The organism is Streptomyces sp. NPDC005955, assembly GCF_042871255.1.
In the GTDB taxonomy this organism is placed as follows: domain Bacteria; phylum Actinomycetota; class Actinomycetes; order Streptomycetales; family Streptomycetaceae; genus Streptomyces.
In genome coordinates, this window is sequence record NZ_JBIAIF010000014.1 from 19,318 (window position 1) to 46,145 (window position 26,828).

General features: G+C 73.2%; 28 protein-coding genes and 2 pseudogenes. 19 read left to right on the plus strand and 11 right to left on the minus strand.

What is annotated here, in order from left to right; genetic code table 11:
• Positions 1-51: 51 nt before the first annotated feature.
• The 3 genes from ACFYOU_RS27225 to ACFYOU_RS27235 form a co-directional block, all read right to left on the minus strand.
• The gene (locus ACFYOU_RS27225) at positions 52-1,227 is read right to left on the minus strand and encodes a DUF6596 domain-containing protein (RefSeq protein WP_391309187.1); all 1,176 of its coding nucleotides are present in this window, start codon (positions 1,225-1,227) and stop codon (positions 52-54) included.
• A 13-nt stretch (positions 1,228-1,240) separates the two neighbouring features.
• Positions 1,241-1,648: a YciI family protein gene (locus ACFYOU_RS27230; protein WP_385494763.1), complete on the minus strand. Its 408-nt coding sequence runs from the start codon at positions 1,646-1,648 to the stop codon at positions 1,241-1,243.
• Positions 1,649-1,807: 159 nt separating this feature from the next.
• The gene (locus tag ACFYOU_RS27235; RefSeq protein WP_391309189.1) at positions 1,808-2,224 is read right to left on the minus strand and encodes a hypothetical protein; all 417 of its coding nucleotides are present in this window, start codon (positions 2,222-2,224) and stop codon (positions 1,808-1,810) included.
• Positions 2,225-2,318: 94 nt separating this feature from the next.
• Between ACFYOU_RS27235 and ACFYOU_RS27240 the strand changes: the two genes are divergently transcribed.
• Positions 2,319-3,044: a methyltransferase domain-containing protein gene (locus ACFYOU_RS27240; protein ID WP_391309190.1), complete on the plus strand. Its 726-nt coding sequence runs from the start codon at positions 2,319-2,321 to the stop codon at positions 3,042-3,044.
• Between the two features lie 85 nt (positions 3,045-3,129).
• On the opposite strand, the gene ACFYOU_RS27245 is transcribed toward ACFYOU_RS27240, so the two are convergent.
• A complete protein-coding gene (locus ACFYOU_RS27245) occupies positions 3,130-3,723 on the minus strand; it encodes a DUF664 domain-containing protein (protein ID WP_391309192.1) in 594 nt (197 codons plus the stop codon).
• A gap of 427 nt (positions 3,724-4,150) precedes the next feature.
• Between ACFYOU_RS27245 and ACFYOU_RS27250 the strand changes: the two are divergent.
• Positions 4,151-4,378 (plus strand): annotated as a pseudogene (locus ACFYOU_RS27250) (integrase); the annotation flags it as partial.
• A 398-nt stretch (positions 4,379-4,776) separates the two neighbouring features.
• Here ACFYOU_RS27250 and ACFYOU_RS27255 read toward each other — a convergent pair.
• The gene (locus tag ACFYOU_RS27255) at positions 4,777-5,742 is read right to left on the minus strand and encodes a WYL domain-containing protein (RefSeq protein ID WP_391309448.1); all 966 of its coding nucleotides are present in this window, start codon (positions 5,740-5,742) and stop codon (positions 4,777-4,779) included.
• Between the two features lie 96 nt (positions 5,743-5,838).
• On the opposite strand from ACFYOU_RS27255, the gene ACFYOU_RS27260 reads away from it, so the two are divergent.
• The 3 genes and pseudogenes from ACFYOU_RS27260 to ACFYOU_RS27270 all read left to right on the plus strand — a co-directional run bounded on the left by ACFYOU_RS27260 (position 5,839) and on the right by ACFYOU_RS27270 (position 7,428).
• A complete protein-coding gene (locus tag ACFYOU_RS27260) occupies positions 5,839-6,204 on the plus strand; it encodes a VOC family protein (protein WP_046929261.1) in 366 nt (121 codons plus the stop codon).
• An 87-nt stretch (positions 6,205-6,291) separates the two neighbouring features.
• Positions 6,292-6,423: pseudogene (locus ACFYOU_RS27265) on the plus strand (helix-turn-helix domain-containing protein); the annotation flags it as partial.
• A 402-nt stretch (positions 6,424-6,825) separates the two neighbouring features.
• Positions 6,826-7,428 carry a helix-turn-helix transcriptional regulator gene (locus ACFYOU_RS27270; protein WP_391309450.1) on the plus strand — a complete coding sequence of 201 codons (603 nt, stop codon included), beginning with the start codon at positions 6,826-6,828 and terminating at the stop codon, positions 7,426-7,428.
• 72 nt (positions 7,429-7,500) lie between these two features.
• Here the strand turns inward: ACFYOU_RS27270 and ACFYOU_RS27275 are convergent, their stop codons facing one another.
• A complete protein-coding gene (locus ACFYOU_RS27275; protein WP_391309451.1) occupies positions 7,501-7,689 on the minus strand; it encodes a hypothetical protein in 189 nt (62 codons plus the stop codon).
• A 240-nt stretch (positions 7,690-7,929) separates the two neighbouring features.
• Between ACFYOU_RS27275 and ACFYOU_RS27280 the strand changes: the two genes are divergently transcribed.
• On the plus strand, positions 7,930-8,505 hold the full coding sequence (locus ACFYOU_RS27280) for a Clp protease N-terminal domain-containing protein (protein WP_391309194.1): 576 nt from the start codon (positions 7,930-7,932) through the stop codon (positions 8,503-8,505).
• Positions 8,506-8,580: 75 nt separating this feature from the next.
• Positions 8,581-9,612: an EamA family transporter gene (locus ACFYOU_RS27285; RefSeq protein WP_391309196.1), complete on the plus strand. Its 1,032-nt coding sequence runs from the start codon at positions 8,581-8,583 to the stop codon at positions 9,610-9,612.
• Here the strand turns inward: ACFYOU_RS27285 and ACFYOU_RS27290 are convergent.
• The gene (locus ACFYOU_RS27290; RefSeq protein WP_389773096.1) at positions 9,609-10,271 is read right to left on the minus strand and encodes a pyridoxamine 5'-phosphate oxidase family protein; all 663 of its coding nucleotides are present in this window, start codon (positions 10,269-10,271) and stop codon (positions 9,609-9,611) included. The genes ACFYOU_RS27285 and ACFYOU_RS27290 overlap by 4 nt on opposite strands.
• Positions 10,272-10,373: 102 nt before the next feature.
• Here ACFYOU_RS27290 and ACFYOU_RS27295 point away from each other — a divergent pair, with 102 nt between their 5' ends.
• The 5 genes from ACFYOU_RS27295 to ACFYOU_RS27315 all read left to right on the plus strand — a co-directional run bounded on the left by ACFYOU_RS27295 (position 10,374) and on the right by ACFYOU_RS27315 (position 16,189).
• Positions 10,374-11,717 (plus strand): aminotransferase class I/II-fold pyridoxal phosphate-dependent enzyme, encoded by a 1,344-nt coding sequence (locus ACFYOU_RS27295; RefSeq protein ID WP_391309199.1) that lies wholly within the window; start codon positions 10,374-10,376, stop codon positions 11,715-11,717.
• A gap of 200 nt (positions 11,718-11,917) precedes the next feature.
• Positions 11,918-12,673: a (5-formylfuran-3-yl)methyl phosphate synthase gene (locus tag ACFYOU_RS27300; protein WP_391309201.1), complete on the plus strand. Its 756-nt coding sequence runs from the start codon at positions 11,918-11,920 to the stop codon at positions 12,671-12,673.
• Positions 12,674-12,681: 8 nt separating this feature from the next.
• Positions 12,682-14,085, plus strand: coding sequence for an aldehyde dehydrogenase family protein (locus ACFYOU_RS27305; protein ID WP_391309202.1), 1,404 nt, complete (start codon positions 12,682-12,684; stop codon positions 14,083-14,085).
• Positions 14,082-15,203: an alcohol dehydrogenase catalytic domain-containing protein gene (locus ACFYOU_RS27310; RefSeq protein WP_391309204.1), complete on the plus strand. Its 1,122-nt coding sequence runs from the start codon at positions 14,082-14,084 to the stop codon at positions 15,201-15,203. The genes ACFYOU_RS27305 and ACFYOU_RS27310 overlap by 4 nt, the downstream gene beginning before the upstream one ends.
• 77 nt (positions 15,204-15,280) lie before the next feature.
• A complete protein-coding gene (locus ACFYOU_RS27315) occupies positions 15,281-16,189 on the plus strand; it encodes an SAM-dependent methyltransferase (RefSeq protein ID WP_391309205.1) in 909 nt (302 codons plus the stop codon).
• Positions 16,190-16,305: 116 nt separating this feature from the next.
• Here the strand turns inward: ACFYOU_RS27315 and ACFYOU_RS27320 are convergent, their stop codons facing one another.
• A complete protein-coding gene (locus ACFYOU_RS27320; protein ID WP_389773081.1) occupies positions 16,306-17,529 on the minus strand; it encodes a thiolase family protein in 1,224 nt (407 codons plus the stop codon).
• Positions 17,530-17,885: 356 nt separating this feature from the next.
• Here ACFYOU_RS27320 and ACFYOU_RS27325 point away from each other — a divergent pair, with 356 nt between their 5' ends.
• Positions 17,886-18,839, plus strand: coding sequence for an endonuclease/exonuclease/phosphatase family protein (locus tag ACFYOU_RS27325; RefSeq protein ID WP_391309208.1), 954 nt, complete (start codon positions 17,886-17,888; stop codon positions 18,837-18,839).
• Between the two features lie 15 nt (positions 18,840-18,854).
• On the opposite strand, the gene ACFYOU_RS27330 is transcribed toward ACFYOU_RS27325, so the two are convergent.
• Positions 18,855-19,457 (minus strand): TetR family transcriptional regulator, encoded by a 603-nt coding sequence (locus ACFYOU_RS27330; protein ID WP_391309210.1) that lies wholly within the window; start codon positions 19,455-19,457, stop codon positions 18,855-18,857.
• A 346-nt stretch (positions 19,458-19,803) separates the two neighbouring features.
• Between ACFYOU_RS27330 and ACFYOU_RS27335 the strand changes: the two genes are divergently transcribed.
• The 4 genes from ACFYOU_RS27335 to ACFYOU_RS27350 all read left to right on the plus strand — a co-directional run bounded on the left by ACFYOU_RS27335 (position 19,804) and on the right by ACFYOU_RS27350 (position 23,789).
• Positions 19,804-20,568 carry a hypothetical protein gene (locus ACFYOU_RS27335; RefSeq protein ID WP_391309212.1) on the plus strand — a complete coding sequence of 255 codons (765 nt, stop codon included), beginning with the start codon at positions 19,804-19,806 and terminating at the stop codon, positions 20,566-20,568.
• A gap of 138 nt (positions 20,569-20,706) precedes the next feature.
• Complete coding sequence (locus ACFYOU_RS27340) at positions 20,707-21,702, plus strand: MsnO8 family LLM class oxidoreductase (protein ID WP_391309213.1); 996 nt, start codon at positions 20,707-20,709, stop codon at positions 21,700-21,702.
• 28 nt (positions 21,703-21,730) lie between these two features.
• The gene (locus tag ACFYOU_RS27345; protein WP_391309214.1) at positions 21,731-22,804 is read left to right on the plus strand and encodes an alkene reductase; all 1,074 of its coding nucleotides are present in this window, start codon (positions 21,731-21,733) and stop codon (positions 22,802-22,804) included.
• Positions 22,805-22,847: 43 nt separating this feature from the next.
• Positions 22,848-23,789 carry a GNAT family N-acetyltransferase gene (locus ACFYOU_RS27350; RefSeq protein ID WP_391309216.1) on the plus strand — a complete coding sequence of 314 codons (942 nt, stop codon included), beginning with the start codon at positions 22,848-22,850 and terminating at the stop codon, positions 23,787-23,789.
• Positions 23,790-23,800: 11 nt separating this feature from the next.
• Here ACFYOU_RS27350 and ACFYOU_RS27355 read toward each other — a convergent pair whose 3' ends face one another.
• Both ACFYOU_RS27355 and ACFYOU_RS27360 read right to left on the minus strand, forming a co-directional pair.
• Positions 23,801-25,027, minus strand: coding sequence for a hypothetical protein (locus ACFYOU_RS27355; RefSeq protein WP_391309218.1), 1,227 nt, complete (start codon positions 25,025-25,027; stop codon positions 23,801-23,803).
• Positions 25,028-25,159: 132 nt separating this feature from the next.
• Complete coding sequence (locus ACFYOU_RS27360) at positions 25,160-25,399, minus strand: helix-turn-helix domain-containing protein (RefSeq protein ID WP_391309220.1); 240 nt, start codon at positions 25,397-25,399, stop codon at positions 25,160-25,162.
• Positions 25,400-25,574: 175 nt separating this feature from the next.
• Here ACFYOU_RS27360 and ACFYOU_RS27365 point away from each other — a divergent pair, with 175 nt between their 5' ends.
• Both ACFYOU_RS27365 and ACFYOU_RS27370 read left to right on the plus strand, forming a co-directional pair.
• The gene (locus ACFYOU_RS27365) at positions 25,575-26,441 is read left to right on the plus strand and encodes a HipA family kinase (protein ID WP_391309222.1); all 867 of its coding nucleotides are present in this window, start codon (positions 25,575-25,577) and stop codon (positions 26,439-26,441) included.
• Complete coding sequence (locus ACFYOU_RS27370; RefSeq protein WP_389773054.1) at positions 26,438-26,821, plus strand: DUF3037 domain-containing protein; 384 nt, start codon at positions 26,438-26,440, stop codon at positions 26,819-26,821. Before ACFYOU_RS27365 ends, ACFYOU_RS27370 begins: the two co-directional genes overlap by 4 nt.
• Positions 26,822-26,828: the final 7 nt, after the last annotated feature.

Here is a 26,828-nt window from a genome sequence, read left to right on the forward strand (position 1 = left end):
CACCGGAGGACCACTGGACTGGTTCGTGGGGCCGGTCCGCGCCGCTGGTCGTCAGTGCCGCGCCCGGGCGTTGAGGCGGGCGGCCCGGCGCGTCAGGTGGTCGCGCTCGGCGAGGTCGGACGCCTTCCGGGCCGCCTCGACGTAGAGCCGTGCCGCCGTCACCGGGTCGCCGTCGCACTCGTGGAGGTACGCGGCCACCGCCCAGTAGCGGGGCAGCGAGTCGTCCAGCGGTGCGAGGGCCGCCAGACCGGCGCGCGGCCCTTCGGCCTCGCCGACGGCCACCGCGCGGTTGAGCCGGACGACCGGGCTGTCGGTCAGGCGCACCAACTCGTCGTACCACTCGACGATCTGCACCCAGTCGGTCTCCTCGGTGCTGGGCGCGTCGGCGTGCAGCGCCGCGATGGCGGCCTGGGCCTGGAACTCGCCCGGCCGGTCGCGGGCGAGCGCGGCCGTGAGGATCTCGATGCCCTCGGCGATCGCCCCGGTGTCCCACCGGCCGCGGTCCTGCTCGGCGAGCGGCACCAGGCTCCCGTCGGACGCGGTCCGGGCGGCCCGCCGGGCGTGGTGGAGCAGCATGAGGGCGAGCAGTCCCGCCGCCTCGGGGTGGTCGACCCGGGCCGCGAGCTGCCGGGTGAGCCGGATCGCCTCGGCGGAGAGGTCGACATCGCCCGAGTAGCCCTCGTTGAAGACCAGGTAGAGGACGCGCAGCACGGTGGCGACGTCGCCGGGCCGGTCGAACCGCACTCCGGAGACGGTGCGTTTGGCGCGGCTGATCCGCTGCGCCATGGTCGCCTCGGGGACCAGATGGGCCCGGGCGATCTGGCGGGTGGTCAGCCCGCCGACGGCACGCAGCGTGAGGGCGACGGCGGACGACGGCGTCAGGGACGGGTGGGCGCACAGGAAGTAGAGCTGGAGCGTGTCGTCGACCGAGGGTGCGGGCCCGGGCGCCGGCTCCTGGCCGACGAGGTCCTCGCGGCGGCGGCGGGCGGTGTCCGCGCGGGTGGCGTCGAGGAACCGGCGCCAGGCGACGGTGACCAGCCAGCCCTTCGGGTCCCGCACGGGGGAGTCCTCGGGCGAGGGGCCGGGGGAACCGTCGGCGGGCCAGGCCCGGACCGCCTCGACCAGGGCTTCCTGCACGGCGTCCTCGGCCGCCGCGAAGTCGGCTCCGCGGCGGACCAGGATGCCGAGCACGCTCGGGGCGAGGCTCCGGAGCAGGGTCTCGTCCACGTCAGCTGACCGCTCAGGTGATCGGGGGGCAGTGCGGGGCCAGGAACGGGCGCACCTCCAGCCACTCGTGGATCGGTCGCCCGCCCGCGCCGGGGGCGGCCGACAGGTCCCCGGCCAACTCGACGGCGCGCTCGTAGCTGTCGACGTCGATCACCATCCAGCCGGCGATGAGGTCCTTGGTCTCGGCGAACGGGCCGTCGGTGACCGGTGGCCGGCCTTCGCCGTCGTACCGGACGAAGGTTCCCTCGGGGGCGAGCGCCTGACTGTCGACGAACTCGCCGGTGCCTTCGAGTCGGGTCGCGAAGTCGCGCATGTACTGCACATGGGCCGAGATCTCCTGGGGGGTCCACCGGTCCATGGGCACGTCGTTGACCGGAGCCGGGGCACCTCGGTAGTGCTTGAGCAGCAGGTACTTGGCCATGGTGTGCCTCCTGTGTGCTGGTGCGACCCATGGTGGTCGCGTTCACCTCGGGGACGGAGCCAGCCACGGTTTCTCGACATCGCGGTCCGCGTTCCTTGACTCCGGTGGCGGAGTCCGGGTGCGCCGTCCAGCGGTGTCCGGGACCGCAGGGGCCGGGGTTCAGCCCTCGGGCGCCCGCTCCGGAGGCGTCCCGGTCCGTGCGACGGCCGCGGCGAGCAGGGGCCAGCCGTCGACCTCCACTGCCGGCGCCCGCCCCGGCCGCCACCCGCGGGCCGAGGCCGCGTCGAGCAGGGCCCGGACGGCGCCCGGTGCGTGCAGGTTCAGGGAGCCGCCCCGGGTGTGCCCCACGTCGCCGGAGCCCAGGGGGAACCCGCCCGGGACGTACCGGCCGGGGCCCTCCGCGAAGACGATGCGCAGCGGGCCACCGGTGCCGGCCGGCTGCGGGTACAGCGTGAGGGTCTGGCGGCAGTCCGTGGACCGGCCGTCGTCCGCCGTGCGGTGACCGTGGCGGAGCGTCCACAGGAACGTACGGCCGTCGGCCACCAGACGGCGCGGCTTCTTCGGGTGGCGGGGCACGGTGCCGAGCGTACGCCGCCCGGCCCGCGGGGGCGGTGCCCCGGGCGGCGAAATCCGGTGGCCGTCCGGGGCGGGCCGTGAAACGTTCGGCCGCATGACCGACGACTGCTTCGCGCATCCACGGCTCGCCGCGATCTACGATCCGCTGCACGCCGACCGCAGCGATCTGGATGCCTATCTGCACCTCGTGGCGGAGTTCGAGGCGCGTCGGGTGCTGGACATCGGCTGCGGCACGGGGGTGTTCGCGCTGCTGCTGGCCGACCGCGGGGTCGAGGTCGTCGGCGTCGATCCCGCCCGGGCGTCCATCGAGGTCGCCCGGGCCAAACCGGGCAGCGGACGGGTGCGCTGGATCTGCGGTGACGCGACGGACCTCCCCGCGCTGCGGGTCGACCTCGTGACGATGACGGGGAACGTCGCCCAGGCCGTCGCCGACCCGGACGCGTGGCAGCAGACGCTCCGGGGGGCCCACGAGGCACTGCGACCCGGTGGGCGCCTGGTCTTCGAGACCCGGGACCCGTCCCGGCGCGCCTGGGAGGAGTGGACGCGTGAGCAGACCCACGAAGTGACGGAGGTCCCGGGCGTCGGCGCGGTCGAGACCTGGGGTCGGGTGGTCGACGTGAGCCTGCCCCTGGTGACCTTCCGCTGGACCTACGGGTTCGCGGCGGACGGACAGGTGTTGTCCTCGGATTCGACCCTGCGCTTCCGGGACCGGGCGGAGGTCGAGCGGGACCTGCTCGCCCACGGCTTCGTGGTGGACGAGGTGCGCGACGCACCCGACCGTCCAGGGAAGGAGTTCGTCTTCCTGGCGCGTCGTCCCTGATCCGCGGGGGCGGCGGGCGCGCCGCCACCGGCCACCGGCCGTGACGCCTCGGTGCCTGGGGGAGGTGGCGAACTCCCCTCCGTCGTCAGGCGTTCCGGTCGGCTTCCCGGGCCGCGCGCTCCAGCCGGCTCCGATGGTTCTCCCACCACGCCGCGTCGCCCGGCGGCATGCTGTCGTTGCCCTCGTTCATCCCGACGGCGCCGTCCAGGTGCTCCCGGAGGATGTCGGCGTGCCCGGCGTGCCGGTGCGTATCGGCGATCACGCGCACCACGGCGTGGTGCAGCGTCACCTCGTCCCTGCCCTCGGGCCACCACGGCACCCTGCCGGTCGTGTCCAGTGCCAGCGCGTCGATCGTCGCGTCCGCGTGGGTCCACGCCCGGCGGTACAGCTCCACGACGTACGCGCGTGACTCGTCCGCGGTGGCCCACATGTCCGCGTTGGGCTCCGCGCCCTCGTCCAGCCAGGGCAGCGGCTCTCCGGAGGGTCGTCCGAAGATGTCGCCGAGGTAGCCCAGTTCCACGCTGGCCGCGTGTTTCACCAGGCCCAGGAGGTTCGTGCCGGTCGGCGTCAGCGGGCGGCGGGCGTCGTACTCCGAGAGCCCTTCCAGCTTCCACAACAGGGCGTCACGGGCGGACTGCAAGTAGAAGTGGAGGTCGTTCTTGGCATCCGGTGTGGTCATCGGGCCAGTCTGGCGCGCCCGTGATCTTCGGTCACCGCCTTTTCCCGTCGACCGCGGCGGGCCAGGCGGCAGGGACGGGTCGCGGGACGCGGACTGACCTGCGCCAGTGATCGCTGGGGGCCAGCTGGGACAGGCCGTTCGAGGCGACCCAACATGCTTGCAGAGCCGTGGGCTGGGAGTTCGAGTGGGTCGGGCGGCCCGAGCCGGTGTTCGCGGCGAACATCCGCTGGCTGTCCCGATACCGGCGGGCCCGCTGCGGCCGACCGGTGGCGGTGGCGGATCGGCTCCGGGAGGCCTTCCGCGAACCGATGGGGCAATAGGAGGGCGCCGGGCTGGTCGGAGACCGGTTGCAGGTTCTGCCGGTGCTGTTCCATCTGTTGTGGTCCGGCGCTCTGCTGACCGATCTGGCGGGAGGACTTGTGGAGACATGATCGACGTCGCCACCAGGACACTGGCCGCGGCGGTGCTCAGGCCCACGACGAAGTCCGTCGACGCCAGCGTGCTTCTGGCCCGCACGGTCACCCCGGAGCTGATGAGACCGGGCTGGGTCGACGCGCTGAAGATGTCCCGCTCGGTGCTGCCGCATGCCCGGATGCTGACCCTCGACGAGCGTCTGGAGCATGCGGCAGCCAAGCCGGTGATCGTCCCGGAGATGAGGGGCCGTCCAACTTGGGCACGGATTGCCGCCGTCACCGGCCGTGACCCCGAACAGCGACGGAAGACGCTCGACACCGTCAAGTGCAAGAGATGCGGCTCCGACTTTGCGGTCACCCGCACGTTCGGCGTCATGCCCGTTTACTGCTCGCCGTTGCCGCACATGGTCGTCTGGGGGTGCTGACCCATCCATCTTCTTCGGGCCGGTGTCCTGCGGTCAGTGCCAGAAACCCATTGACCGCCGCAAGGACGGCCGGACTCGGCGATGGTGCTTGAGTAAGTGCCATCGGTTGTCCCGTGGCTGGCCTGAGCAGCCGCGACGAAGTTGGGCCGTGCTTTGAACGTGGCTAGGTGTACTGACCGGGCACGTTGATTGAGAACAGGGGACCTGATCGGCAATCACGATGCGGGGGTTGAGTGACTGTCAGCCAGGTCCCTGGCGAGCTGACCGATGCGTGCGCGGGCCGTCTCAGGGGCGAGCACCTCGATGTGGTCGCCGAACTGGAGAAGCTGACGCACCGACTCGATGTCGGGGTAGCGCACGACGACGACGCACGAGCCTTCTTCCGCGTCGGAGACATGGTGGATGCGGGTGCCGAGGATGCGCCGCGCCAGGTCGAGACCCTTTTCCGGCAGGCGGATGGTCACGCTCACGCGATCTTGCTCCTCAGTGCGTTTCTTCAACACGGCCCATCTGGTGCGGAGGGTTTCGCCTGGTTGGAGCACGGCTGGTGCGTCCAGCTGTTCGAAGGCCGACAGTCGTTCCAGAGCGAGCAGCCGGCTGTCGCCCTGGTCATCGGCGACGAGATACCAGCGACCTGATTTCGCCACGATCCCGTACGGGTCGACCACCCGTGTCGAGGCCTGGCTCTCGGCGCTGCGCCGGTACAGGATTCGAAGGCGTCGCCGGTGTCGCAGGGTCGAGGCCAGATCCGATACTTCGACCGCTGCCTCGGGGGCAGCAAACCACGCGGTGCTGTCGACAAGCACAAGGTCGGCCAGCCGCAGCGGGCTCGGCGACTCAGGTGCTGCAGCCTGGCGGGCGGCGATCTTGCGCTCGGCCGACTCCCACACCGCAGTTAGGCCCATTCGCTCACGTAGCGCGCTGTCCAAGCCGGCCACGGACAGGGCCTCCAGTTCCGGTGGTTCCAGATGGGATGCGCTGAGCCGTGCACTGGAGAGCAGGACGATCCCGCCGTTCCGCCCACGTTCGGCATAGACGGGCACGCCCGCTCTCGATAGCGCCTCGACGTCCCGCAGCACGGTCCGCCGGGACACCTCAAGACGCGCGGCGAGCTCCGTGGTGGTGAGCCGCTGACGGGTCTGCAGGAGCAGCAGGAGATGCAGGAGTCTTGAAGCCTTCATGCTCACCCATGTTCTCAGAAAAGGTGACAGGTTCCGTCGCGATTGGTTGATCCACTGGGTGCTGGACCGAGAAATCAACGAGTTGAGGAGCACTCCATGCCCGCACCGAACCTGTTCCTGATCGGCGTCCGCGACGCCGAGGCCGCCACCGCCTTCTACAGCGACCTGTTCGAGATCGAACCGACCTTCACCAGTCCCCACTACGTAGCCTTCGAAGCCGCCCCCGGTGTCCTGTTCGCCCTGTGGACGGGCTACAGCGAGCACGCGGTCCCGAGCCTCCCTCGTACGACAGAGATCGGACTCATGGTGCCGGGGCCATCACAGGCGATTGACGAGATCTTCACGAGGTGGGCCTCGAAGGGGGTCCACGTTGTGCAGGAGCCGCATGATGCTGTCTTCGGCCGCACGTTCGTGATCACGGACCCTGACGGCAACCTCATCCGAGTCTCCCCGGTCGACTGACCTGCACCATCCCTCCCCGCACATCTCCAAGCTGAAGGGCCGGCCACACACCATGGCCGGCCCTTCAGCCTGTCCAGGAGCTCAGAAATGTCGCATGCGAACGCGGCCCTCACTCCGCGCCACCGGCTGAAAGCCGCTCGACTCGTCGCTGACGACGGCTGGCCGATCAGCGAAGTCGCGGCCCGCTTCCAGGTGTCCTGGCCGACCGTGAAGCGCTGGCGACTCCGCGGACGGACCAGGGCGTGTTGTCCAGCCGCACCGTGCTGTCGCCGAGGTCTACGGCCCAAAGGCTCTCGACACTTGCCGGCGGCCGGCCGTCCTCGTCCATGTCCATGCGGAAGTGGACCTTCACATGGTCGTCACCGAACCATCATCCACTTCGCATCCACCAGACCGGACGGCGGAGTGCGGAAGGCGGGCGCCTCCGGATCCGGCTGGCAGCCCGCCACGCTCGCCGACAGGCAGCCTCCAGGTGATCGGCTTCTAGAGAACGACCTGGCAGGCGATCAACGATCGCTGGCACAGGTCAACGGACATCGCTGCGGCGGGTCTTGTTCGATACGAGTTATCGATATATCGTTGAGGTATCGCGATCGATCAACGATGGATGGAGTGAGCGAGATGCGTACTCATGGGCATGAACACGGACACGGTCCGTGCGGCCCCGGCCATCAGGGCCGGGACGGCTTCGACGGGCGCCGGGCCGCCTTCGGGCCCTTCGGGCCGGGCTTCGGACCCGGTGGTGGGCACTGGGGCGGGCGGGGCCGGGGCGGGGCGCCGGGACGGGCGCGGCGCGGCGATGTGCGCGCGTCGATCCTGGCCCTGCTGAAGGACCGCCCGATGCACGGCTACGAGATGATCCAGGAGATCGCCGAGCGCAGCGGCGGGGCGTGGAAGCCCAGCCCGGGTTCGGTGTACCCGACCTTGCAGCTGCTGGAGGACGAGGGGCTGATCAGCAGTGCCACCGAGGGCGGAAAGAAGCTGTTCTCCCTCACCGGGCCCGGTCGCGAGGCGGCCGAAGAAGGGCCCGACGCGCCCTGGGACGCGGCCGGGCGCGGGGTCGACTGGGAGGCGCTGAACGAGGTCCGGCAGGCCGGGTTCGGGCTGCTGGACGCGTTCGGCCAGGTCTGGAAGTCGGGCAGCAAGGAGCAGCAGGAGAAGGCGCTTGCCGTGATCGGCGACGCCCGCAAGAAGCTGTACTTGATCCTCGCCGACGAGGACTGAGCGGCGGCCGGGCCGCTCGCCCCGCGCTGCGGGGGCGCCGGGCGTGCGGCGGGTTCGGCCCGGCCGGCGGGTTCAGCGGGGGCGCCGGATCTCCGCCGCGTCGAACACGTCGAACGCCCGGGGGTGCGGCCCTTCGTCGTGGCAGTGCCAGGCGTCCCAGAACAGGTCCGCGGGCAGGGCGTCATCGGGCGCGTAGACCCGGTACACGTAGCGACGGCCGTCGATCGACGGCAGGGTCACGAGCCAGTACGCGCACTCCATGCTCCTGAAGGACGCCCCCGCGGCGGTGCCGGTTGCCGATCGGAAGGGCATGTTCCGCTCGGGGGGCGGGCGGGGGCGGCCCGGAGCGCGCTCGGCAAGAGGGCGCGCCCCGGAAGGGGAGGATCGCACGATCTCATCCGTAAGGAGGAGAACCGGAACATCCATGCCCAACCAGTGTCGGACCCGTAAATGCTCCCTCTTGGTGATGCGCTTTCCCCGCCCGGTTGATGGGGTGGGGATGTGCACCTCCCCCTTCCGCAGCAGCCCGCCCCCGGCGGTGCCACGCCCCTTCCCGCCGACGACCTGCTCAGCGTCGAGATGATCGCCGTGGTGGCGGGCGCGAGACGACGGGCCGTGCGTGACGGCGACCGCCAGGTCGACACCGCCCACCTGTTGCACTCGCTGCTGGAGGCGGATCCCCTGGTCCGGGTGCTGTTCGGGGACGGTCCGCAGGCCGCCCGGCTCCTCGGGTACCTGGTGCAGCGCAGCATCGGCTACGGACTCCAGTGGCAGTCCTCGGTCGAGGACTCGGGCGCGCTTCCCGTCGCACGGGGTGCGGTGGGGGTCGCGCGCTGGTCACCGGCGGCCGCCGCCGCGATGGACCGGGCCGTGCTGCGCGCCCGGGCCCGCGGCGACGAACGGGCCGGCGGGCTGGACCTGTTCGTCGCGCTGGCCACCGACCGGGAGTGCCGTGCGGTGGAAGTCCTGCTGCACGCCGGGGTGGAACCCGCCCGGGTCGTGGCGCGGGCCGAGGCCGGGCCGGCCGATGCGGGGTGCGAGGAGCGGGGCGGCGGCGGGGGACGCCTGTCGTCCTGAGTTCCGGCCGGGCCCGGATGTGAGACGGATGACAGGGCCGTGGGGGCTGACGCTCCTGACGCTGTTTGACATCATGTGCCGGTGCACACGACTGGAGTGAACGACGACGGCCCGCGCCGCGGCGTCGGCCTGGGGATCGCGCTCCTGTCGGCCGTCGCCTTCGGCGGTTCCGGCGTCGCGGCGAAACCGCTGATCGACGCGGGCCTGCACCCCCTGCACGTGGTGTGGTTGCGGGTCGCGGGTGCCGCTCTCGTCATGCTGCCCCTGGCATGGCGCCACCGGGACCTGCTGGTGCGGCGCCCCGCACTGCTCGCCGGGTTCGGCCTGCTCGCCGTGGCGGGCGTCCAGGCCCTCTACTTCGCGTCGATCTCCCGCATCCCCGTCGGCGTCGCCCTGCTCGTCGAGTACCTGGGCCCCGCCCTGCTCCTCGGGTACATCCGCTTCGTGCAACGGCGGCCGGTCACCCGGGCCGCCGCGGTCGGCGTGGTGCTGGCCGTCGGCGGCCTCGCCTGCGTGGTGGAGGTGTGGTCGGGACTCGGCTTCGACGTGCTCGGGCTGTTGCTCGCCTTCGGCGCCGCCTGCTGCCAGGCGTGCTACTTCGTCCTCTCCGACCAGGGCAGCGACGCCGGCGACGAGGCCCCCGATCCGCTGGGGGTCATCGCGTACGGGCTACTGATCGGGGCGCTCGCCCTGACGGTGATCTCGCGCCCCTGGAACATGGACTGGTCGCTGCTCGCGGGCACCGCGGACATGGACGGGCGTCCGGTGGCCGCGTACCTGCTGCTCGGCTGGGTGGTGCTGATCGCCACCGTCCTCGCCTACATGACCGGGGTGCTCTCGGTGCGGCGGCTGTCACCGCAGGTCGCCGGGGTCGTGGCGTGTCTGGAGGCGGTCGTCGCGACGGTGCTGGCCTGGGTGCTGCTCGGGGAGCAGTTGTCCGCGCCGCAGATCATCGGCGGGTGCATGGTCATGGTCGGCGCGTTCATCGCCCAGTCCGCGACGCCGGTCAAGGGCTCGTCCGAACCGGTGGCCGGGGGCGGTCCGGTGCCCGCCGGACCGGCCGCCGCCCCGGTGGTCGGGGCGGCCGACCGGGAGCCCACGGGTTAGAGCGCGGAGAGGTACGGGGGCACGGCCGTTCCCGGGGCGAGGTCGTCGGCCGGGACGAGGGACCCGTAGGTCTGCCGGACCGGAACGACCCCCGCCCAGTGGGGGAGCGGCAGGTCCTCGGGGTCGTCGTTGGGGCCGCCCGTGCGGATCTTCGCCGAGACCTCGTCCAGGTCGAGCGCCAGGACGGCCGTCGCCGCCAGCTCCCTGGCGTTCGCCGGGCGTGAGTCCCGGGAGCGTTCCGGGACCACGTGGTCGACCAGGGCGTCGAGGGCCGTGCGCTTCTCGTCGGGGTCGGTGACCGTCCGGGCGGTGCCCTGGACCACCACCGAGCGGTAGTTGATCGAGTGGTGGAAGGCCGAGCGGGCGAGCACCAGCCCGTCCACGTGGGTCACCGTCAGGCACACCGCCAGCCCCGGATCCGCGTCCCCGGCGAGCCGGAGCGGCCGGGAGCCCGTCGAGCCGTGCACGTAGAGGCGTTCGCCCACCCGTCCGTACAGCGTGGGCAGGACGACGGGGGTGCCGTCGCGGACGAAGCCGAGGTGGCACACGTAGGCGGCGTCGAGTATCGCGTGAACGGTCGCGCGGTCGTAGGCGGCCCGCTCCCGGGAACGGGTGGGGACGGTCCGCTCCGTCGGTGCGTAGGCGCTCTGGTCCGGCATCTCCGGCTCCCTCGTGGTCATCGGCCCTCGGCCCGGGGGCTCCGCACGGACATCGGACGGCGCCCCGTGCGGAAACGATTGCACTAGTGCATAATGTTGTTTGTGCTAGGAGAATATCCCATCCAGGGTCGAAGGGCATCGGAGATCGCCCGCAGCGTCGAGCAGGCCATCGCGTCGGGCGCGTGGGAGCCGGGGTCCGCGCTACCCCCCCAACGCGCCCTGGCGGAACGCCTCGGGGTGAACCCCAACACCGTCGCCGCCGCCTACCGGACGCTCCGCGAACGCGGGGTCATCGAGACCGACGGCCGCCGCGGCAGCCGGGTGCGCGCCAAACCCGCGGTCACCACCCGCGCGGCGATCCGGGTGGACGTGCCCCCGGGCGTGCGGAACCTGTCGGACGGCAACCCCGACGTCGCCCTGCTGCCCCCGCTCACCGCCGCGTTCACGGCCGCCGCCGCGCGCGCCGACCGCGATCCGGTGCTGTACGGGGCCGAGCCCGTCGACCCGGACCTCGCCCGGTACGCGCGGCGCGCGTTCGACCGGGACGGCGTGCCCGACGGACCGACGGCCGTCACCTCGGGTTCGCTGGACGCCCTGGAACGGGTGCTCACCGCCCATCTGCGGGTCGGCGACACCGTCGGCGTGGAGGACCCCGGCTGGGGCAGCGTCCTCGACCTCGTCCCGGCGCTGGGCCTGCGCGTCGCCCCCGTGGCGGTCGACGACGACGGTCCGCTGCCCGACGAGGTGGCGCGGGTGCTGGCCGCCGGGGCGCGCGCCCTGATCGTCACCGACCGGGCGCAGAACCCCACCGGGGCGGTGATCGGGGCGGACCGCGCACGGTCCCTGCGCGCCGTCCTCGCGCGCCACCCCGACACCCTCCTGATCGAGGACGACCACGGCCACGGGGTCGTCGACCAACCCCTCCACCCGCTGGCCGGCGGCACCGCCCACTGGGCCCTGGTGCGGTCCGCGGCCAAGGCGTACGGTCCCGACCTGCGGGTCGCGGTACTCACCGGCGACCAGGTCACCCTGGACCGGGTGCGGGGTCGCCAGAGCCTCGGGCCCGGCTGGGTGAGCCTGCTCCAACAGCGGGCCGTGGCCCACCTGTGGAGCTCCGGGGCGGTGGACCCCCACGAGGTGGCCGCCTCCTACGGGGCGCGCCGCGACGCCCTGATCACCGCCCTCGCCGCACGGGGCGTCGAAGCCCGGGGACGCAGCGGCATGAACGTCTGGGTCCCCGTGCCCGACGAAACGGGAGCGGTCGCGCGGTTGCTGCACGCGGGGTGGGCGGTGGCTCCCGGAGCGCGGTTCCGCACCCGGACGCCCCAGGGGGTGCGGATCACCGTGTCGACGCTGTCGGGCGACGGAACCGGGACGGACGTCGAGGAACTGGCCGAAGCGGTCGCCCGGGCGGTGGCCCCCGCTCCGGCCCGGCGCTCCACCTAGGAACGGCGGCCCCGCACCGCCCGGCGGACCCGTTCGCACCGGCGTGCACGGCGCACCGGTACGCCCCGGCCGTACTCGATCGGACTCCGCGCGCCCTACCGACGGCCGGGGGCCGCCGTGATGATGAGCGGACCGCACGTGATCCAGACGACTCCGCGCGCCCGGCCCCGGCCGGGAGCGCGCGGTGGAAGGGGTCCAGATTGTTGCTGCTCATATCCCCCGACGGTGTCGAAGAAGCCCTCGACTGCGCGAAGGCCGCGGACCACCTCGACATCGTCGACGTCAAGAACCCCGACGAGGGCTCGCTCGGCGCGAACTTCCCGTGGGTCATCAGGGAGATCCGCGACGTGGTCCCGGCGGACAAACCGGTCTCCGCCACCGTGGGGGACGTCCCGTACAAGCCCGGCACGGTGGCCCAGGCGGCACTCGGCGCCGTCGTCTCCGGGGCGAGCTACATCAAGGTCGGCCTCTACGGGTGCACGACGCCCGAACAGGCCGTCGACGTCATGCGCGGGGTCGTCCGGGCGGTGAAGGACCACCGACCGGACGCGTTCGTCGTCGCCTCGGGTTACGCCGACGCCCACCGGATCGGCTGCGTCAACCCGCTGGCCCTGCCGGACATCGCCCGCCGCTCCGGCTCCGACGCGGCCATGCTCGACACCGCGGTCAAGGACGGGACCCGACTGTTCGACCACGTTCCGCCGGAGGTCTGCGCCGCGTTCGTCCGGCAGGCCCACGACGCCGGTCTGCTCGCCGCCCTCGCCGGCAGCCTGAGGGCGGGGGACCTCGGCGAACTGACCCGCATCGGCACGGACATCGTGGGGGTGCGCGGAGCGGTCTGCGAGGGCGGCGACCGCACCACCGGCAGGATCCAACCGTCGCTGGTGGCCGCCTTCCGGGCGGAGATGGACCGGCACGCCCGGGAACACGCGGCTGCCGCCCCCACCGCGGGCTGACCGCGGCCATGGCGACCCGACACCCCCGTCGCGCGCCGCGGACCCCCGGCGAGCGCTTCGCCGTCCTCGACCCGGCGACCGGAGAGGACTTCGCGCAGGCCCCCGACCAGCAGCCCGAAGAGTTGGACGCCGTCGTCGCCCGGGCCCACGAAGCGTGGCGCAGCTGGCGTGCCGACCCCGTCGCACGCGCCACCGCGCTGCGCGCCGCAGCCGACGCGGTGGTGGCGGCCGGGGCGGACCTCGCGCCTCTGCTCACCCGTGAACAGGGCAAACCCCTGGCCGAGGCACAGGCGGAGATCGCCCGCACGGCGGCCCGCCTGCGGTACTTCGCCGAGCTCGTGCCCGAACCCCACCTCCTGGACGACGGCCGGCCGGTGCGCAGCGAGGTCCGCTGGCGGTCCCTCGGGCCCGTCGCCGCGATCGTCCCGTGGAACTTCCCCCTCCAACTCGCCTCGGCGAAGTTCGCGCCGGCGCTCGCCGCGGGCAACACGGTGGTGCTGAAGCCCTCCCCCCACACACCCCTCGCCACCCGGCTGCTGGGGTCCGTCGTCTCCACCGCCCTCCCCGCGGGCGTGCTGACGGTCGTCACCGGTCAGGAACCCCTCGGCGCCCGGCTGGCCTCCCACCCGGGCATCCGGCAGGTGACCTTCACCGGTTCGGTGCCCACCGGGCGGGCCGTCGCGGTGGGCGCCGCCGCCTCGCTCACCCGGGCCACCCTGGAGCTCGGTGGCAACGACGCCGCCGTCCTGCTGGAGGACGTGGACGTGGAGCGGATCGCGGACCGGCTGTTCTGGGCGGCGTTCCGCAACTGCGGGCAGGTCTGCATGGCGGTCAAGCGGGTCTACGTACCGGCCCGGCTCCACTGCGACGTGGTCGAGGCCCTGGCCCAGCGCGCGAAGACCGTCGTCGTCGGAGCCGGCCTCGACCCCGGCACCCAACTGGGCCCGGTCAACAACGCCCCCCAACTGGCCCGGGTCGAGCAGTACACGGCCCGGGCCCTGGCGGACGGCGCCCGCGCCGCGGCCGGGGGCCACCGACTCGACCGACCCGGCTACTTCCACGCCCCGACGGTCCTCGCCGACGTCCCGCCCGACAGCCCCGTGGTGACGCAGGAACAGTTCGGCCCCGTGCTGCCGGTGCTGCCGTACGGGAACCTCGACGAAGCCGTGGCGGCGGCCAACGACACCGGCTTCGGACTGGGGGGTTCGGTCTGGGGCACCGACCTCGACCTGGCCGAGGCCGTGGCCGAACGGCTGGAGTGCGGGACGGCATGGATCAACCACCACGCCGAACTCTCCCTCGCCCAGCCCTTCGCGGGCACCAAGGACAGCGGGGTCGGCGTCGCCGGCGGGCCGTGGGGGCTCTACGGCAACCTCCGACCGTTCGTCGTGCACCGCCCGGAGGGGCCATGACGAGGAGGTTCGAAGCGGCGGTGCTGCGCTCGTCCGAGGGCCGGTTCGCCATCGAAGAGGTGATCTTGACCGCGGGCCCGTCCGTGGGCGAGGTCCTGGTGGAGATCGCGGGCTGCGGGATGTGCCGGACCGACCTCGCGCTCCGGCGTGCGCCGGGCGGCCCGTTGCTGCCCGCGGTGCTCGGCCACGAGGGGGCCGGGGTCGTGGTGGAAACGTCCGGTCCGCCCACCGGTCTGCGCGAGGGCGACCACGTCGTCCTGAGCTTCGACTCCTGCGGCCACTGCCGGAACTGCCTGCGCGGGGCCCCCGCCCACTGCGACTCCTTCGCCTCGCTCAACCTCTTCGGCGGGCGCGCGGAGAACGCCGCGCGGTTCACCGACGCTGCCGGGCGGGCCCTGGCCCCCCGGTGGTTCGGCCAGTCCTCGTTCGCCGCGTACGCGGTGGTCCCGGCCCGCAACGCCGTACGGGTCGACCCCTCGCTCCCCGTCGAACTGCTCGGGCCGCTCGGCTGCGGTTTCCTCACCGGCGCGGGAGCGGTCCTCCACTCCTTCGCGATCGGCCCCGGCGACACCCTCGCGGTCTTCGGAGCGGGAGCGGTGGGCCTGGCCGCGGTGATGGCCGCCACCGCCTCCGGGGCGCTGACCGTCGCCGTCGACCGACACCCCGGGCGGCTGGCCCTCGCCGAGCGGTTCGGTGCGACCCCGCTGCACGCCTCCTCGGCCGACCTGCCCGGCCGCATCCGGCACCTCACCGACGGCGGTGCACAGTTCGCGCTCGACACCACGGCCTGTGCACCGCTGATCAACGATGCCCTACGGGCGCTGCGGCCCGCCGGCCACCTCGGTCTGGTGGCGCGGCTCCACACCCCGCTACCGCTCGCACCAGGGACCCTGGACCGGGGTCGGCGCATGTCCCACATCTGCGAGGGCGACGCGGTGCCGGGGCTGCTGATTCCGCGGCTGATCGGACTGTGGCGGGCCGGGCGGTTCCCCTTCGACGAACTGATCCGTACGTATCCGCTCACCGACATCAACGAGGCCGAACGCGACTGCGCGGCGGGCCGGGTGGTCAAACCCGTCCTGCTGCCGCGCGTTCGTGGAGGAACGGGACGCCCGTAGCCGCGCGTCGCGGGGCACCGGTCGATTCCGTGCCGGCTTCCCGCTGGTCACGGTCTCGACTCACCCAGGGAGGACACATGGTCGGAACGGCACCTCGGAACACCGGTGTGGAAGGCGTGGAAGGGGGTGTGGGTCTGACCGCGCTGATGGTCGCGGCGGCCCGGGCGATCGAGACCTACCGCCACGACGCCCTGGCCCGGGACGTCTACGCGGAGCACTTCGTGCGCGCCGCACCGGCGTCCGCCGGCTGGCCGGTGCGCGGGCAGCAGGTTCCGGACGGGGACGCCAACCCGCTGTGGGGGCGGTTCGCGCGGTACTTCGGGCTGCGGACGAGGGTCCTCGACGACTTCCTCCTCCGTGCGGTGCACCGCACGGGCGCCCGTCAAGTGGTGCTGCTCGGAGCGGGGTTGGACGCGCGGGCGTTCCGGCTCGACTGGCCTCCCGGCTGCGTGCTCTTCGAGGTCGACCGGGAAGGCGTGCTGGCGTTCAAGCACGAGGTGCTCGACGGGCTGCCGGCCGTTCCGAAGGCGGCGCGGGTGCCCGTCCCGACCGATCTGCGCGCCGACTGGGTCGCCGCGCTGTCCGACGCCGGCTTCGACCCGGCCGCACCGAGCGTCTGGCTGGCTGAGGGGCTGCTGTTCTACCTGCCCGCCGCCGCCGAGACGCACCTCATCGACACGGTGCACCGGTTGAGCACCCCGGGCAGCGCCCTGGCGTTCGAGGTCAAACTCGACGAGGACCTGCTGGAGTACCGCAACAGCCCGCTCTACACCTCGACCACCCACCAGATAGGCATCGACCTGCTCGCCCTGTTCGACCGGGCGCCGCGGCCCGACTCCGTCGGCGATCTGACGGGCAAGGGCTGGGACACCGCGGTCCACACCCCCTTCGACTTCACCCGCAGGCACGGACGCGGCCCGCTAGCGGAGCCCAACGACGCGCTGGCGGGCAACCGGTGGGTGTTCGCGAACAAGCCCCGGAGCTGACGCCGCCACCGGACGACCAGACCGCCGCCACACCTGCGCACCGGTCCGTGACGCCGCACCGGTCCGTGACGCCGCGCCGGTCCGTGGCGGCGCACCGGTCCGTGGCGGCGCGCCGCTCACACCCGCTCCACCAGCATGGCGACGCCCTGACCGACTCCCACACAGAGCGTGGCCAGGCCGAGCCGGGCGTCCTCGCGTTCCAGCCGGCCGAGGAGGGTGAGCAGGATGCGGGCGCCGGAGGAGCCGAGGGGATGCCCGAGGGCGATCGCGCCGCCGTCGGCGTTGACCCTGTCCTCGTCCAGCCCCAGTCGACGGATGACGGCCAACGCCTGTGCGGCGAACGCCTCGTTCAGCTCCACGGCGTCCAGGTCGCCCGCCACCCGGCCCGCGCGGGCGAGGGCCTGCTCGGTGGCGGGCACCGGACCGAGGCCCATCAGCCGGGGGAGCACGCCGGCGGACGCCGAGGTGACGATCCGGGCCCGGGGAACGAGCCCGTACCGGCGCACGGCGTCACCGCTCGCGACGACCAGGGCCGAGGCGCCGTCGGAGAGGGGCGAGGCGGAGCCGGCGGTGACGATCCCGTCCTCCCGGAAGACCGTGCGCAGACGCCCCAGCTTCTCCAGGGTGGTGTCCGGACGGGGGCCCTCGTCGCGGGTCACCTCGCCGTCCGGACCTGACACTGGCACCAGTTCGCGGTCGAAGCGCCCGGCCTCCTGGGCGGCGACGGCCCGTTGGTGGCTGCGGAGCGCGAACGCGTCGGACTCGGCCCGGGTGATGCCGTCGAGCGCGGCGACCTCCTCGGCGGTCTCGCCCATCGACAGGGTGGTCCGCACGTCCTCGGGTCCGGCGTCCGCGGGCGCCGCGCGGTCGGCCGCGGTGAAGCGCGGGTTGGTGAACCGCCAGCCCAGGGTGGTGTCGTGGACCTCTCCCGGCGCGGCCCACGGGGTGCCCGGCTTGGCCATCACCCAGGGGGCACGGGTCATCGACTCCACTCCGCCGGCCACCACCACCTGGGCCTCCCCGGAGCGGATCGCCTGGGCGGCCGAGACGACCGCGGTGAGGCCCGATGCGCAGAGCCGGTTGACGGTGTACCCGGGCACGGTGTGCGGGAGCCCGGCGAGCAGCACCGCCATCCGCGCCACGTCGCGGTTGTCCTCGCCGGCCTGGTTGGCGGCTCCGAGGACCACCTCGTCCACGGCCCCGCCCGGAACGCCGGCGCGTCGGACGGCCTCGCCGACCACCAGGGCCGCCAGGTCGTCGGGGCGCACCCGGGCCAGTGCGCCGCCGTAGCGGCCCTGGGGGGTGCGGGCGCCGTCGATCAGGAAGACCTCGTCGGGCATGGGCGGACTCCTCAGGGGGCACGGGCCGTCGCGGGCGGAGGACGGTGCGGTGGCCGAAGGGCGGTGCGGCGAGCGGACCCCGGCCGCACCGCACGCTAACCGAATGTTCGGTAGGCGACAAGATGGCGAGATGGCGAGGTGACGAGGCAGCCGGGCGGCGGGGCCGCGAGACGGGGTGACGGCGTGACGGCGTGACGGCGCGGCGGGGTGGCGATTGGCCAGAAGCAGCGTGCTGAAGCGGCGCGTCGATCCCTACAGTGTGCACAGCCCCGCCCGGGTTCGGCCCGGCGTGCGAGGGAGCGCCGTGCGGGAGCCGGGGCGGGCCTTCCCCGCGACAGGAGAGGCGGACCACGCTCATGATCCGTTCCGTCAGCAGGATGATCCTCGCCGTGCTCCTGTCCTTCGTTTCGCTCCTCGCGTCGGGCCCTGCGCAGGCCGATGTGCCCGACCCGGTGAACTGGCCCAAGCCGAGGTTCCTGTCCTACAACGTCTGCGGTGCGTCGTGCAGCATCTACCAGGGGTCGAAGCCCGCCTGGCGGGACAAGGTGATCGGCGCGATGGACGCCTGGGACACCGATCTGCTCATGCTCCAGGAGCTGTGCCACGGCCAGTGGACGCTCCTGCGGGACGCCCTGGCGAACCGGTCCTCCGGCGGCCCCGCGTACGACTCGGTCTGGGGCGCGGCGCTGGGCTCGACGTCCGGGTGCGCGAAGTGGGGCTCGGACACCCGGTACGGACTGGCCGTCTTCGCCAAGGGCGGTCAGGGCGCCATCGACAACGGCAGTCGGACGGTCACCCTGCTCGACAAGCCGTCGGCGGGCGAACAGCGCATCCTCCTGTGCGCCAGGGCCCGCGTGACGGGGCGGGACGTGCGCGCCTGCAACACCCACCTGGACTACCGGGGGGACAATCCGCGCGTCCAGGCCGCCCAGGTGGCGGCGGTCACCCGGGCCTTCGCCGACCAGGGGGACCCGGTGGTGCTGGCCGGGGACTTCAACATGCTGCCGAAGGACGCCCGGCTGGGCTCGCTCTACAACCACGGCGGTGGCACCGGGGCGTTCCAGGAAGTGGACGAGAACGACAAGTCCCACTTCACGGGGGCCGACTGCCCGCAGTCCGGTGACCGGTGCCGCAGCGGCGAGGCGACCGCCGAACCCGTGTGCTCGCCCCGGGTCACCGAACCGGGGAAGATCGACTACATCTTCCTCGGCTACTCCTGGTTCAAGGCCGTGCGGGGCGACGCCGCGGCCTGCACCCCCGGCATGTCGGACCACCACCTGCTGCGCGGCGCCGCCGCCTGGGAACGCTGACGGGGTCCGGCCCGGCTATCCCGTGAACTGGGCCCGGGTGGGGGCGGGGACGGGGAGCGGGTGGGCGCTCCGGCTGCGCAGGCCGTCGAAGGTCATGGACAGGTAGCGCTGCCAGAGGTCGGGGGCGTCCGTGCTGATGCTGAGCACCGCTTGCGAGGCGGCGCTGAGCAGGAGCACGACGTCCAGGCCCGTGATGTCGTCGCGGATCGTCCCGGCCCGCTGCGCCTCGGCGACGAGGGTTTCGGCCACGTCCGCGAGGCGTTCGCGCGAGGCGCGGACGGCCGACTCGCTGCGGGAGAGCGCGGCGGCGGCCTGGCAGAAGGAGCGGTCGCGGGCCTGGATCTCGGTGCCGATGGTCATGAACTCGAACAGTGCGGCGGTCGGGTCCGCGGAGCCGGAGAGCCGGAGTCCGGCTGCGACCAGTTCTTCCAGGCGGTCGCTGAAGACCTCGGCGAGCAGTTGTTCCTTGGTGTCGAAGTGCCGGAAGACCGTCCCCTTGCCGATTCCCGCCCGGGTGGCGATGCGGGTGATCGACGCCTCCATGCCGTTCTCGGCGAACTCCGCCGCGGCGGCGTCCATCAGCAGGCGGCGGTTGCGCACGGCGTCAGCTCTCATCATGGTCCCCACTCTACCTAATCGGACCACGCGGTCAGGTTGTGCTACGGTTCAAACATGACCACGCGGTCCGGTTAGTGGAATCCGGTGCGTACGGAAACACCCGGGCGACCCGCGTCCGGCACGGTCGACGTGCCGGACACGGGGGAGCCCGGTGGGTCCGCGGCCCCTCGAACCGGCCGCACGGCACGCGACGGCCCCGAGGCCGGGTGCCGCAGGTCTCCGCGCGGCCCCGGACGGGGCCGGCACCCGATGAGACTCCCCGCCCCGCCGGCGTCACGGCGGGGCCCGCCACGAGCGGGGGCACCCGACCCGGGGAGCGGCAACCCGCAGTGAGAGAGGAACACCCATGGACGTCCGCGGTTACGAGACCGGTCCGATCAAGGCGGAAGCGGCCTTCACCTCCGACTTCCCCCTGGACGACCGCTACTCCACCCAGGACCTCGTCGACATGTTGGAGCGCGAGCGCCCCCACATGGACATCCGCCCGGGCATGCGCCACAAGTACACCCCGCTGCGCTTCGACCCGGCCACCGGCGTCAAGTACATCGGCGGGCGCTACCTCTTCGACACCTGGGAGAACGTGCTCGACTACGACCACTTCACCAACGAGGAGCTCTTCCCGGAGCCCGGGGTGAAGTTCTGGTCGCGCTTCCCCGGCGTGGACAAGCACTACTGGAAGGTCACCGGAGCGCACGACTTCAAGCCGATGGCCACCGCCCACCACATCAACCGGTTCGAGCGCTACTCCTACACGGACGAGAACGTCGAGCAGCTGCTGGCGGAGGTCTGGCCCGCCCTCCGTGACGAGGCCGAGAAGCAGGGCCTGTCCAGCGTCTGGCTGATGTTCCAGCCGGAGGAGAAGCAGATCGGCATCCTCACCGTCGCCGAGAAGACCGGTGACGCCGATCAGTCCGTCGCCCTCTCCCGGGGGCTGGAGCACTTGGAGCGCCTGGACGCCTTCGGCCGCTTCCTGCCCGCGCGACTCGGCACCGAGCAGCTGATGGACCGGACCAGCCTGATCGTCTCGTCCTGGCTGCCGCAGTCCCGGGCGCTGGGCGGGGCGCACTCGTCCTTCGACGTGTCCCCGCCGCACCCGACGCCGCAGATCTGACCCGGTCACCGGCAGGAACGACCACCCGGCCGGAACCCTCCCACGGTTCCGGCCGGGTGGCCCCCGCGCCGGCGTCCCGGACCCCACCACCCCCGCGCGGGGACCGTCCCGGCCCGCGCCCACCGCGAGAGACCCGTCATGACCCGTTACTCCGACACACCGCTGTCCGTCCTCGACCTCTCCCCGATCCGCGAGGGTCGACCCGCCGCCGAAGCCCTGGAGAACACCGTCGCGCTGGCCCGCGCCGCCGAGGCGTACGGATACCGACGCTTCTGGATCTCCGAGCACCACAACACCGCGGCGATGGCCAGCTCCGCGACCTCGATCATCATCGGCCGGGTCGCCGCGGCCACCGACCGGATCAGGGTCGGCTCGGGCGGCGTCATGCTCCCCAACCACGCCCCGTACGTGGTCGCCGAGCAGTTCGGCACCCTCGCCACCTACCACCCCGGCCGCATCGACCTCGGCCTCGGCCGGGCCCCCGGAACCGACACCTGGACCACCCGCGCACTGCGGCGCGAACACCCGAGCGGCGCGGACTTCCCCGAGCAGCTGGCCGAACTCCGCGGATACCTCGCTCCCGGCAGCCCGCAGCGCAAGGTCCGCGCGATCCCCGGCGAGGGCGTCGACCTGCCCGTCTACGTCCTGGGTTCCAGTTCCTTCGGCGCGGCCCTCGCCGCCCGGGAGGGCCTGCCCTTCGTCTTCGCCTCCCACTTCGCACCCGAGCAACTGGGCACCGCACTGGACCTCTACCGCACCTCCTTCCGCCCCTCGGCAGCCCTGGCACGGCCGTACGCCGTCGTCGCGGCCAACGCGGTCGTCGCCGACACCGACGAGGAAGCCGTACGGATCTTCAGCACGATGCAGCAGAAGTTCCTCACCCACTTCCGGGGCGGCATGCAGTTCCTCCCGCCGGTCGACGACATCGACGCCGTATGGGCCCCGCAGGAGGCGCGGACGGTGAACGCCATGCTGGCGGAGTCCTTCACCGGTGCGCCGGACACCGTCCGCCGCGGCCTGGAGGGCCTCGTCGACCGCACGGACGCCGACGAACTGATGGTCGTCAGCGAGGCATGGGACTTCGACGCCCGGCTGCGCTCGTACCAACTGCTCGCCGAGACCTGGAAGTCCTGATCACCCGCACCCCACGAAAGGACCCGTCGTGCACGCGCCCACCGCCCTCTTCGAGCCCGTCCGCCTCGGTGACCTCACGCTGCCCAACCGCATGGTCATGGCGCCGATGAGCCGTGCCCGCGCGGGCGCCGACGGCACCCCCGGCCCGCTGATGGCGCACTACTACGCGCAGCGCGCGTCGGCGGGGCTGATCGTGGCCGAGGGCACCCATCCGCTCGCCGCCGGGGCCATCGGTCCCGACGCGCCGGGCCTGTTCACCGATGCCCACCAGGACGGTTGGGCGCGGCTCGCGGACGGGGTGCACGCGGCGGGCGGACGCCTCTTCGTCCAGCTCATGCACGCGGGCCGGCTGGCCCACCCGGCCTTCCTGCCCGCAGGGGCCCGTCCGGTCGCCCCCTCGGCGGTTGCCGCCCGGGCCCTCGTCCACACCTCCGGCGGCCGGACGCCGGCCGTGCTCCCGACCGCCCTCACCGCCGCCGGGATCGAGGAGCTGATCGACGGCTTCGTCCGTTCCGCGGGCCGGGCGGTCGCCGCCGGACTCGACGGGGTGGAGGTCCATGCCGCCAACGGCTATCTGCTCCACCAGTTCCTCGCCGAGAACGCCAACCTCCGCACGGACCGCTGGGGCGGGACCACCGAGGGGCGCATCCGTCTCACCGTCGCGATCACCGAGGCGGTCGCCGAGGCCGTCGGCCCGCACCGGGTCGGCGTGCGCATCTCCCCGTCCCACCCGTTCGGCGACCTGACGGAAGCCGACCCGTACACCACCTACACGGCCCTTGTCCGGGCCCTCGCCGCGCTGGGGATCGCGTACCTCCACCACGGCGAGACGGGCACGGAACTGGACCGCGCGGTACGGGAACGGTGGCCCACCGCGCTGATGGTCACCCCGCTCCCGGCCGACCGCGACAAGCCGGAGGCCGCCGCCGACGCCCTCGCCCACGGCGCGGACCTCGTCTCCTTCGGCCGGGACTTCCTCGCCAACCCCGACCTGGTCGCCCGCTGCCGCACCGGCGCACCCCGCAACGCGGTGCGCCGTGCGGGTTTCTACGGCGGGGGAGCCCACGGGTACACCGACTACCCCACCCTTACCGGTCCGTAAATCGGTTCGCCGGCACCGGGGGACCCTGGCACAGTGGCGCACCATGACGGACTTCGAACCGCTGACCGCCGCCGACGTGCGGCTGATGCAGGGTCTGGCGCAACGCGTCACCGCCGTTCGCCGCGACCTGGTGAACGCCGATGCGAGCTTCGGAGAGCTGGCCTGGAACTGGGGCAGGGGGCAGGCCACCCGCGGCGCGGGTTGGCGCCGCCGACTGTGGTTCGCCGACGGTGACCTGGTGGCGTGGGGCTGGGCCTTCCTGCCGCACCGGGTACGGCGCAGCGACGGGTCGGTGCGGGAGGTCACCGACGCCTATCTGGCGTACCAGGTGCACCCCGACCACGCCGGGCTGGTGGACGAGGTGATCGACGGGTACGAGGGCGTGGCCGGGAACGTCGAGCGCACGGTGGTGCCGAGCGCCGCCGACGGGTACGCCCTGGAGCGGTGGGCGGCGCACGGCTACGCGACCGACCCGGCCTCGCTCGGCGACACCGCTTCGTGGACCCAGCTCAACGAGCGGGACCTCACCGAGCTGGAACGGCCCCTCCTGCCGGACGGGTTCCGGTTCCGCACCGCCGACGAGGCCGGGCCCGAGGCCGCGGTCCGGGCCCACCGGGACGCCTGGGCCCCCTCGACGTACACGGCCGAGGACTACCGGGGCGTCCGGCGGACGGCGGGGTACCGCGGCGACCTGCACGTCCTGGTGGAGGCGCCGGACGGCACGATGGCCTCCTCGACGATCATGTGGCTCGACGAGGCCAACCGGACCGCCGAGTTCGAGCCGGTCGGGACGCATCCCGACTACCGGCGGCGGGGGCTGGGCAGGGCGATGCTCCTGCACGGGATGCGGCTGGCGCGCGCGGCCGGGGCCGACCGGATGACCGTCGCGTGCCTGGGGGCGCCGGGGCACCCCCAGGCACGCGGGCTGTACTACGGCGTCGGGTTCCGGGAACTCTCCCGGGACGCGCCGCTCATCAAGACCTGAGGGCCGGTCGGTCAGCGGCGCGCGGTGACCACCACGGCCGGGCCGACGGGGTCGGTGTCCGGTCCCGGGAACTTGCCCGACACGTCGAAGGTGCGCCCGCGCGCCGCGATGTCCACCGCGGCGAACTCCGCGCCGCCGGTCGCGTGCAGGTCCAGCGACTTCCAGGTCGATCCGGCGCGCTCCAGCACCTTCGGGGCCACCGGTCCTTCGCCTTCGGCGAGGACCACGGGGCGGGCGCCGCTCACGGTCACTGACCGCAGCGGAGCGACGCCCGGGGGCAGCGGCACCTCCGCCCAGGTGCCCCCGCTCAGCCGCAGGACCAGACCGCGGGCCGCGGCGCCCGGCGCCTTGGCCCGGCCGACGGCCCACACCTCGCCGCGCGGCCCGGACGCCACGCCGTTCAACCGCACCCGCTCCTCGCCGAGGTCGGGTGCGGGGGCCTTGCGCCAGGTGGTGCCGTCGTAGTGGAGCAGGACCGGTCGCGACCAGGCTTCGTTGAACGCTTCGCCCACCGCCCACACGTCGTCGTGCGCGCGGGCCGTGACGCCCGAGAGGGTCCAGTTGCCGCCGGGTCCCTCCCCGACGTCCGGGAGCGCCGCCGGTGTCCACCGCGTGCCGTCCCAGTGCTGGAGTTCCCCGACGGCCTTGACGACGTGCTCCGGATCGGGAACGGCGGACCAGCCCGCGGCCCAGGCGTCGCGGGCGGTGCGGGCGTCGACGGAGAGGAACCCGGCGGTCATGGTCTGCGTGGGGACGGGAGCCGTGGCGGTCTGCCACCTCCTGCCGTCCCAGCGCTGGGTGATGATCCCGCCGGCTTCCTGGACGTGGTCACCGACGACCAGGGCGTTGCGCGGCGAGGAGGCGTCGACGTCGTTGAAACGGACGTCGTACGAGCCGGGCAGGGGCGCGGTCGGCAGCGCCTTCCAGCGGCCGCCCGTCCGGTCGTCGCGCTCCCAGAGGGTCGGGACCGTGCGGACGTGGCGCTCTCCCTCCCGTTCGGAGCGGATGCCCGCCGCCCAGGTGGTGTGGGCGTCGGGGCGGGTGACGGCGAAGGCGTTGGCGTCGGTCTCGGTCAGCTTCGACGTGGTCCACGTGCCGTGCGGCTCGACTCCGGACGGCGACGGGGCCGGGGTCGGGGACGAGTTCGCGTACGCGGGGGTGGCCGACGCGACCACCGCGACGGCGGCGCACAGGGTGCGCACGGTCCGGCGGGAGCGGGTCGGGCGGGATGCGGTCATGCTCGGGCCTTTCACGGGGCGTTCGGTGGTACGACGCGTCCCGGGCCGTGCAGGACGGCCCGGGACATGGCGCGTCACCTGTTGCTGTCCGCGGGTGATCTTGAGTTCCCGAACGACCGGCACCGCCGCCGCTCAGGTCAGTTCGTTCTCCCAGTTCCTGACGTAGGTCCCGGGCGTCTGGCCGAAGTACCGGCGGAACGCCAGGATGTAGCCGTTGGTGCTGAACCCCACCCATGCCGCGACCGCGGACACCATGTGCCCCTGTTCCAGGAGCGTCAGGGAGTGGTTGAGGCGCAGCCGGGTCCGCCACTCCGACAGGGGCAGGCCGGTCTCGGCCCGGAACGCGCGGCGCAGACTGGTCGAGTTCCGCAAGGTCGAACAGCAACGGCCGCATTGTAGGCTCGGCCGATCGACCCCCCGTCCGGCCGGGACCGGGTCCCGGAACCCCACGGTTCTCCCCAGGGCCGACGGGGGCGGGACCCGCCCGGCGGCGAGGTGCGAACCGGTCTGCGGATTCGCAGGGAGCCGCGCCGTATAGCCTGGGGAAATGTTGACAGAAGTCACGGCGACCCGCTACATCACGCCCCTGCGGGAAGGCGGCTCGCTCCCGGGACTCGTCGAGGCCGACGATCTCGGTACGTACGCGATGAAGTTCACCGGTGCCGGGCAGGGGCGCAAGACCCTCGTCGCCGAGGTGTTGTGCGGGCTGTTGGCACAGCGGCTGGGGCTGCGGGTCCCCGAACTCGTCGTGCTCGCCCTGGACCCGGTGCTCGGCCTCGGCGAACCCGACCCCGAGGTGCAGGGCCTCCTGAAGGCCAGCGGCGGCCCCAACCTCGGCACGGCGTACCTGTCGGGGGCCCTCGGGTTCGACGCCCTGGCCTACACGGTCGACGCCGGGGAGGCCGGACGGATCGTGTGGTTCGACGCGCTCGTGAACAACGTCGACCGGTCCTGGCGCAACCCCAATCTGCTCGTCTGGCACGGCGACCTGTGGCTCATCGACCACGGCGCCAGCATGATCTGGCACCACAACTGGCCGACCGTCAGCGCGTCGACGGCCCGGCCCTACGACGCGACGGACCACGCCCTCGCCCCGTTCGCCCCCGATCTGGACTCCGCCGCGGCGGAGTTGGCCCCGCTGGTCACCGCGGAACTGCTGCACGAGGTGGCCGCCGGCGTCCCGGACGCCTGGCTGGTCGGCGAGGAGGGCTTCGACGGCCCCGACGCCGTGCGGGACGCGTACGTGGCGGCGCTGCTGTCCCGTGCGCCGGACGTCCACCGGCGCACCACCCTCGGTCCGCCCGACCCGCGTCTGGCCGGACGTCCGGCGGGTTGGTCGGCTGCCGCGTCCGAGGCTGCCACGTCCGAGCGTGCCGCGTCCGGGGCGACCGCCTCCGAGGGGGTCGGCCGATGAGCGGGCGGGACGTCTTCGAGTACGCCCTGCTGCGGGTGGTGCCCCGGGTGGAACGCGGGGAACTGATCAATGCGGGGGTCGTCGTGTACTGCCGCGCCCGGTCCTTCGTGGCCGCCCGCACCCACGTGGACGAGGCGCGTCTGATCGCCCTGGACCCCGCGGTCGACCTGGCCGGGGTGCGGGCCGCGTTGCGGGCCGTGGAGCAGGTGTGCGCGGGCGGCGAGGCGGCGGGCCAGGCCGCGCGCGACGACGCGGGGCGCCGGTTCCGCTGGCTCGTCGCACCGAGGTCCACCGTGGTGCAACCGGGCCCCGTGCACACCGGGCTGACGGCCGATCCGCGGGCCGAGTTGGAGCGGCTGGTGGAGACGCTGGTGCGGTGACGCCCCG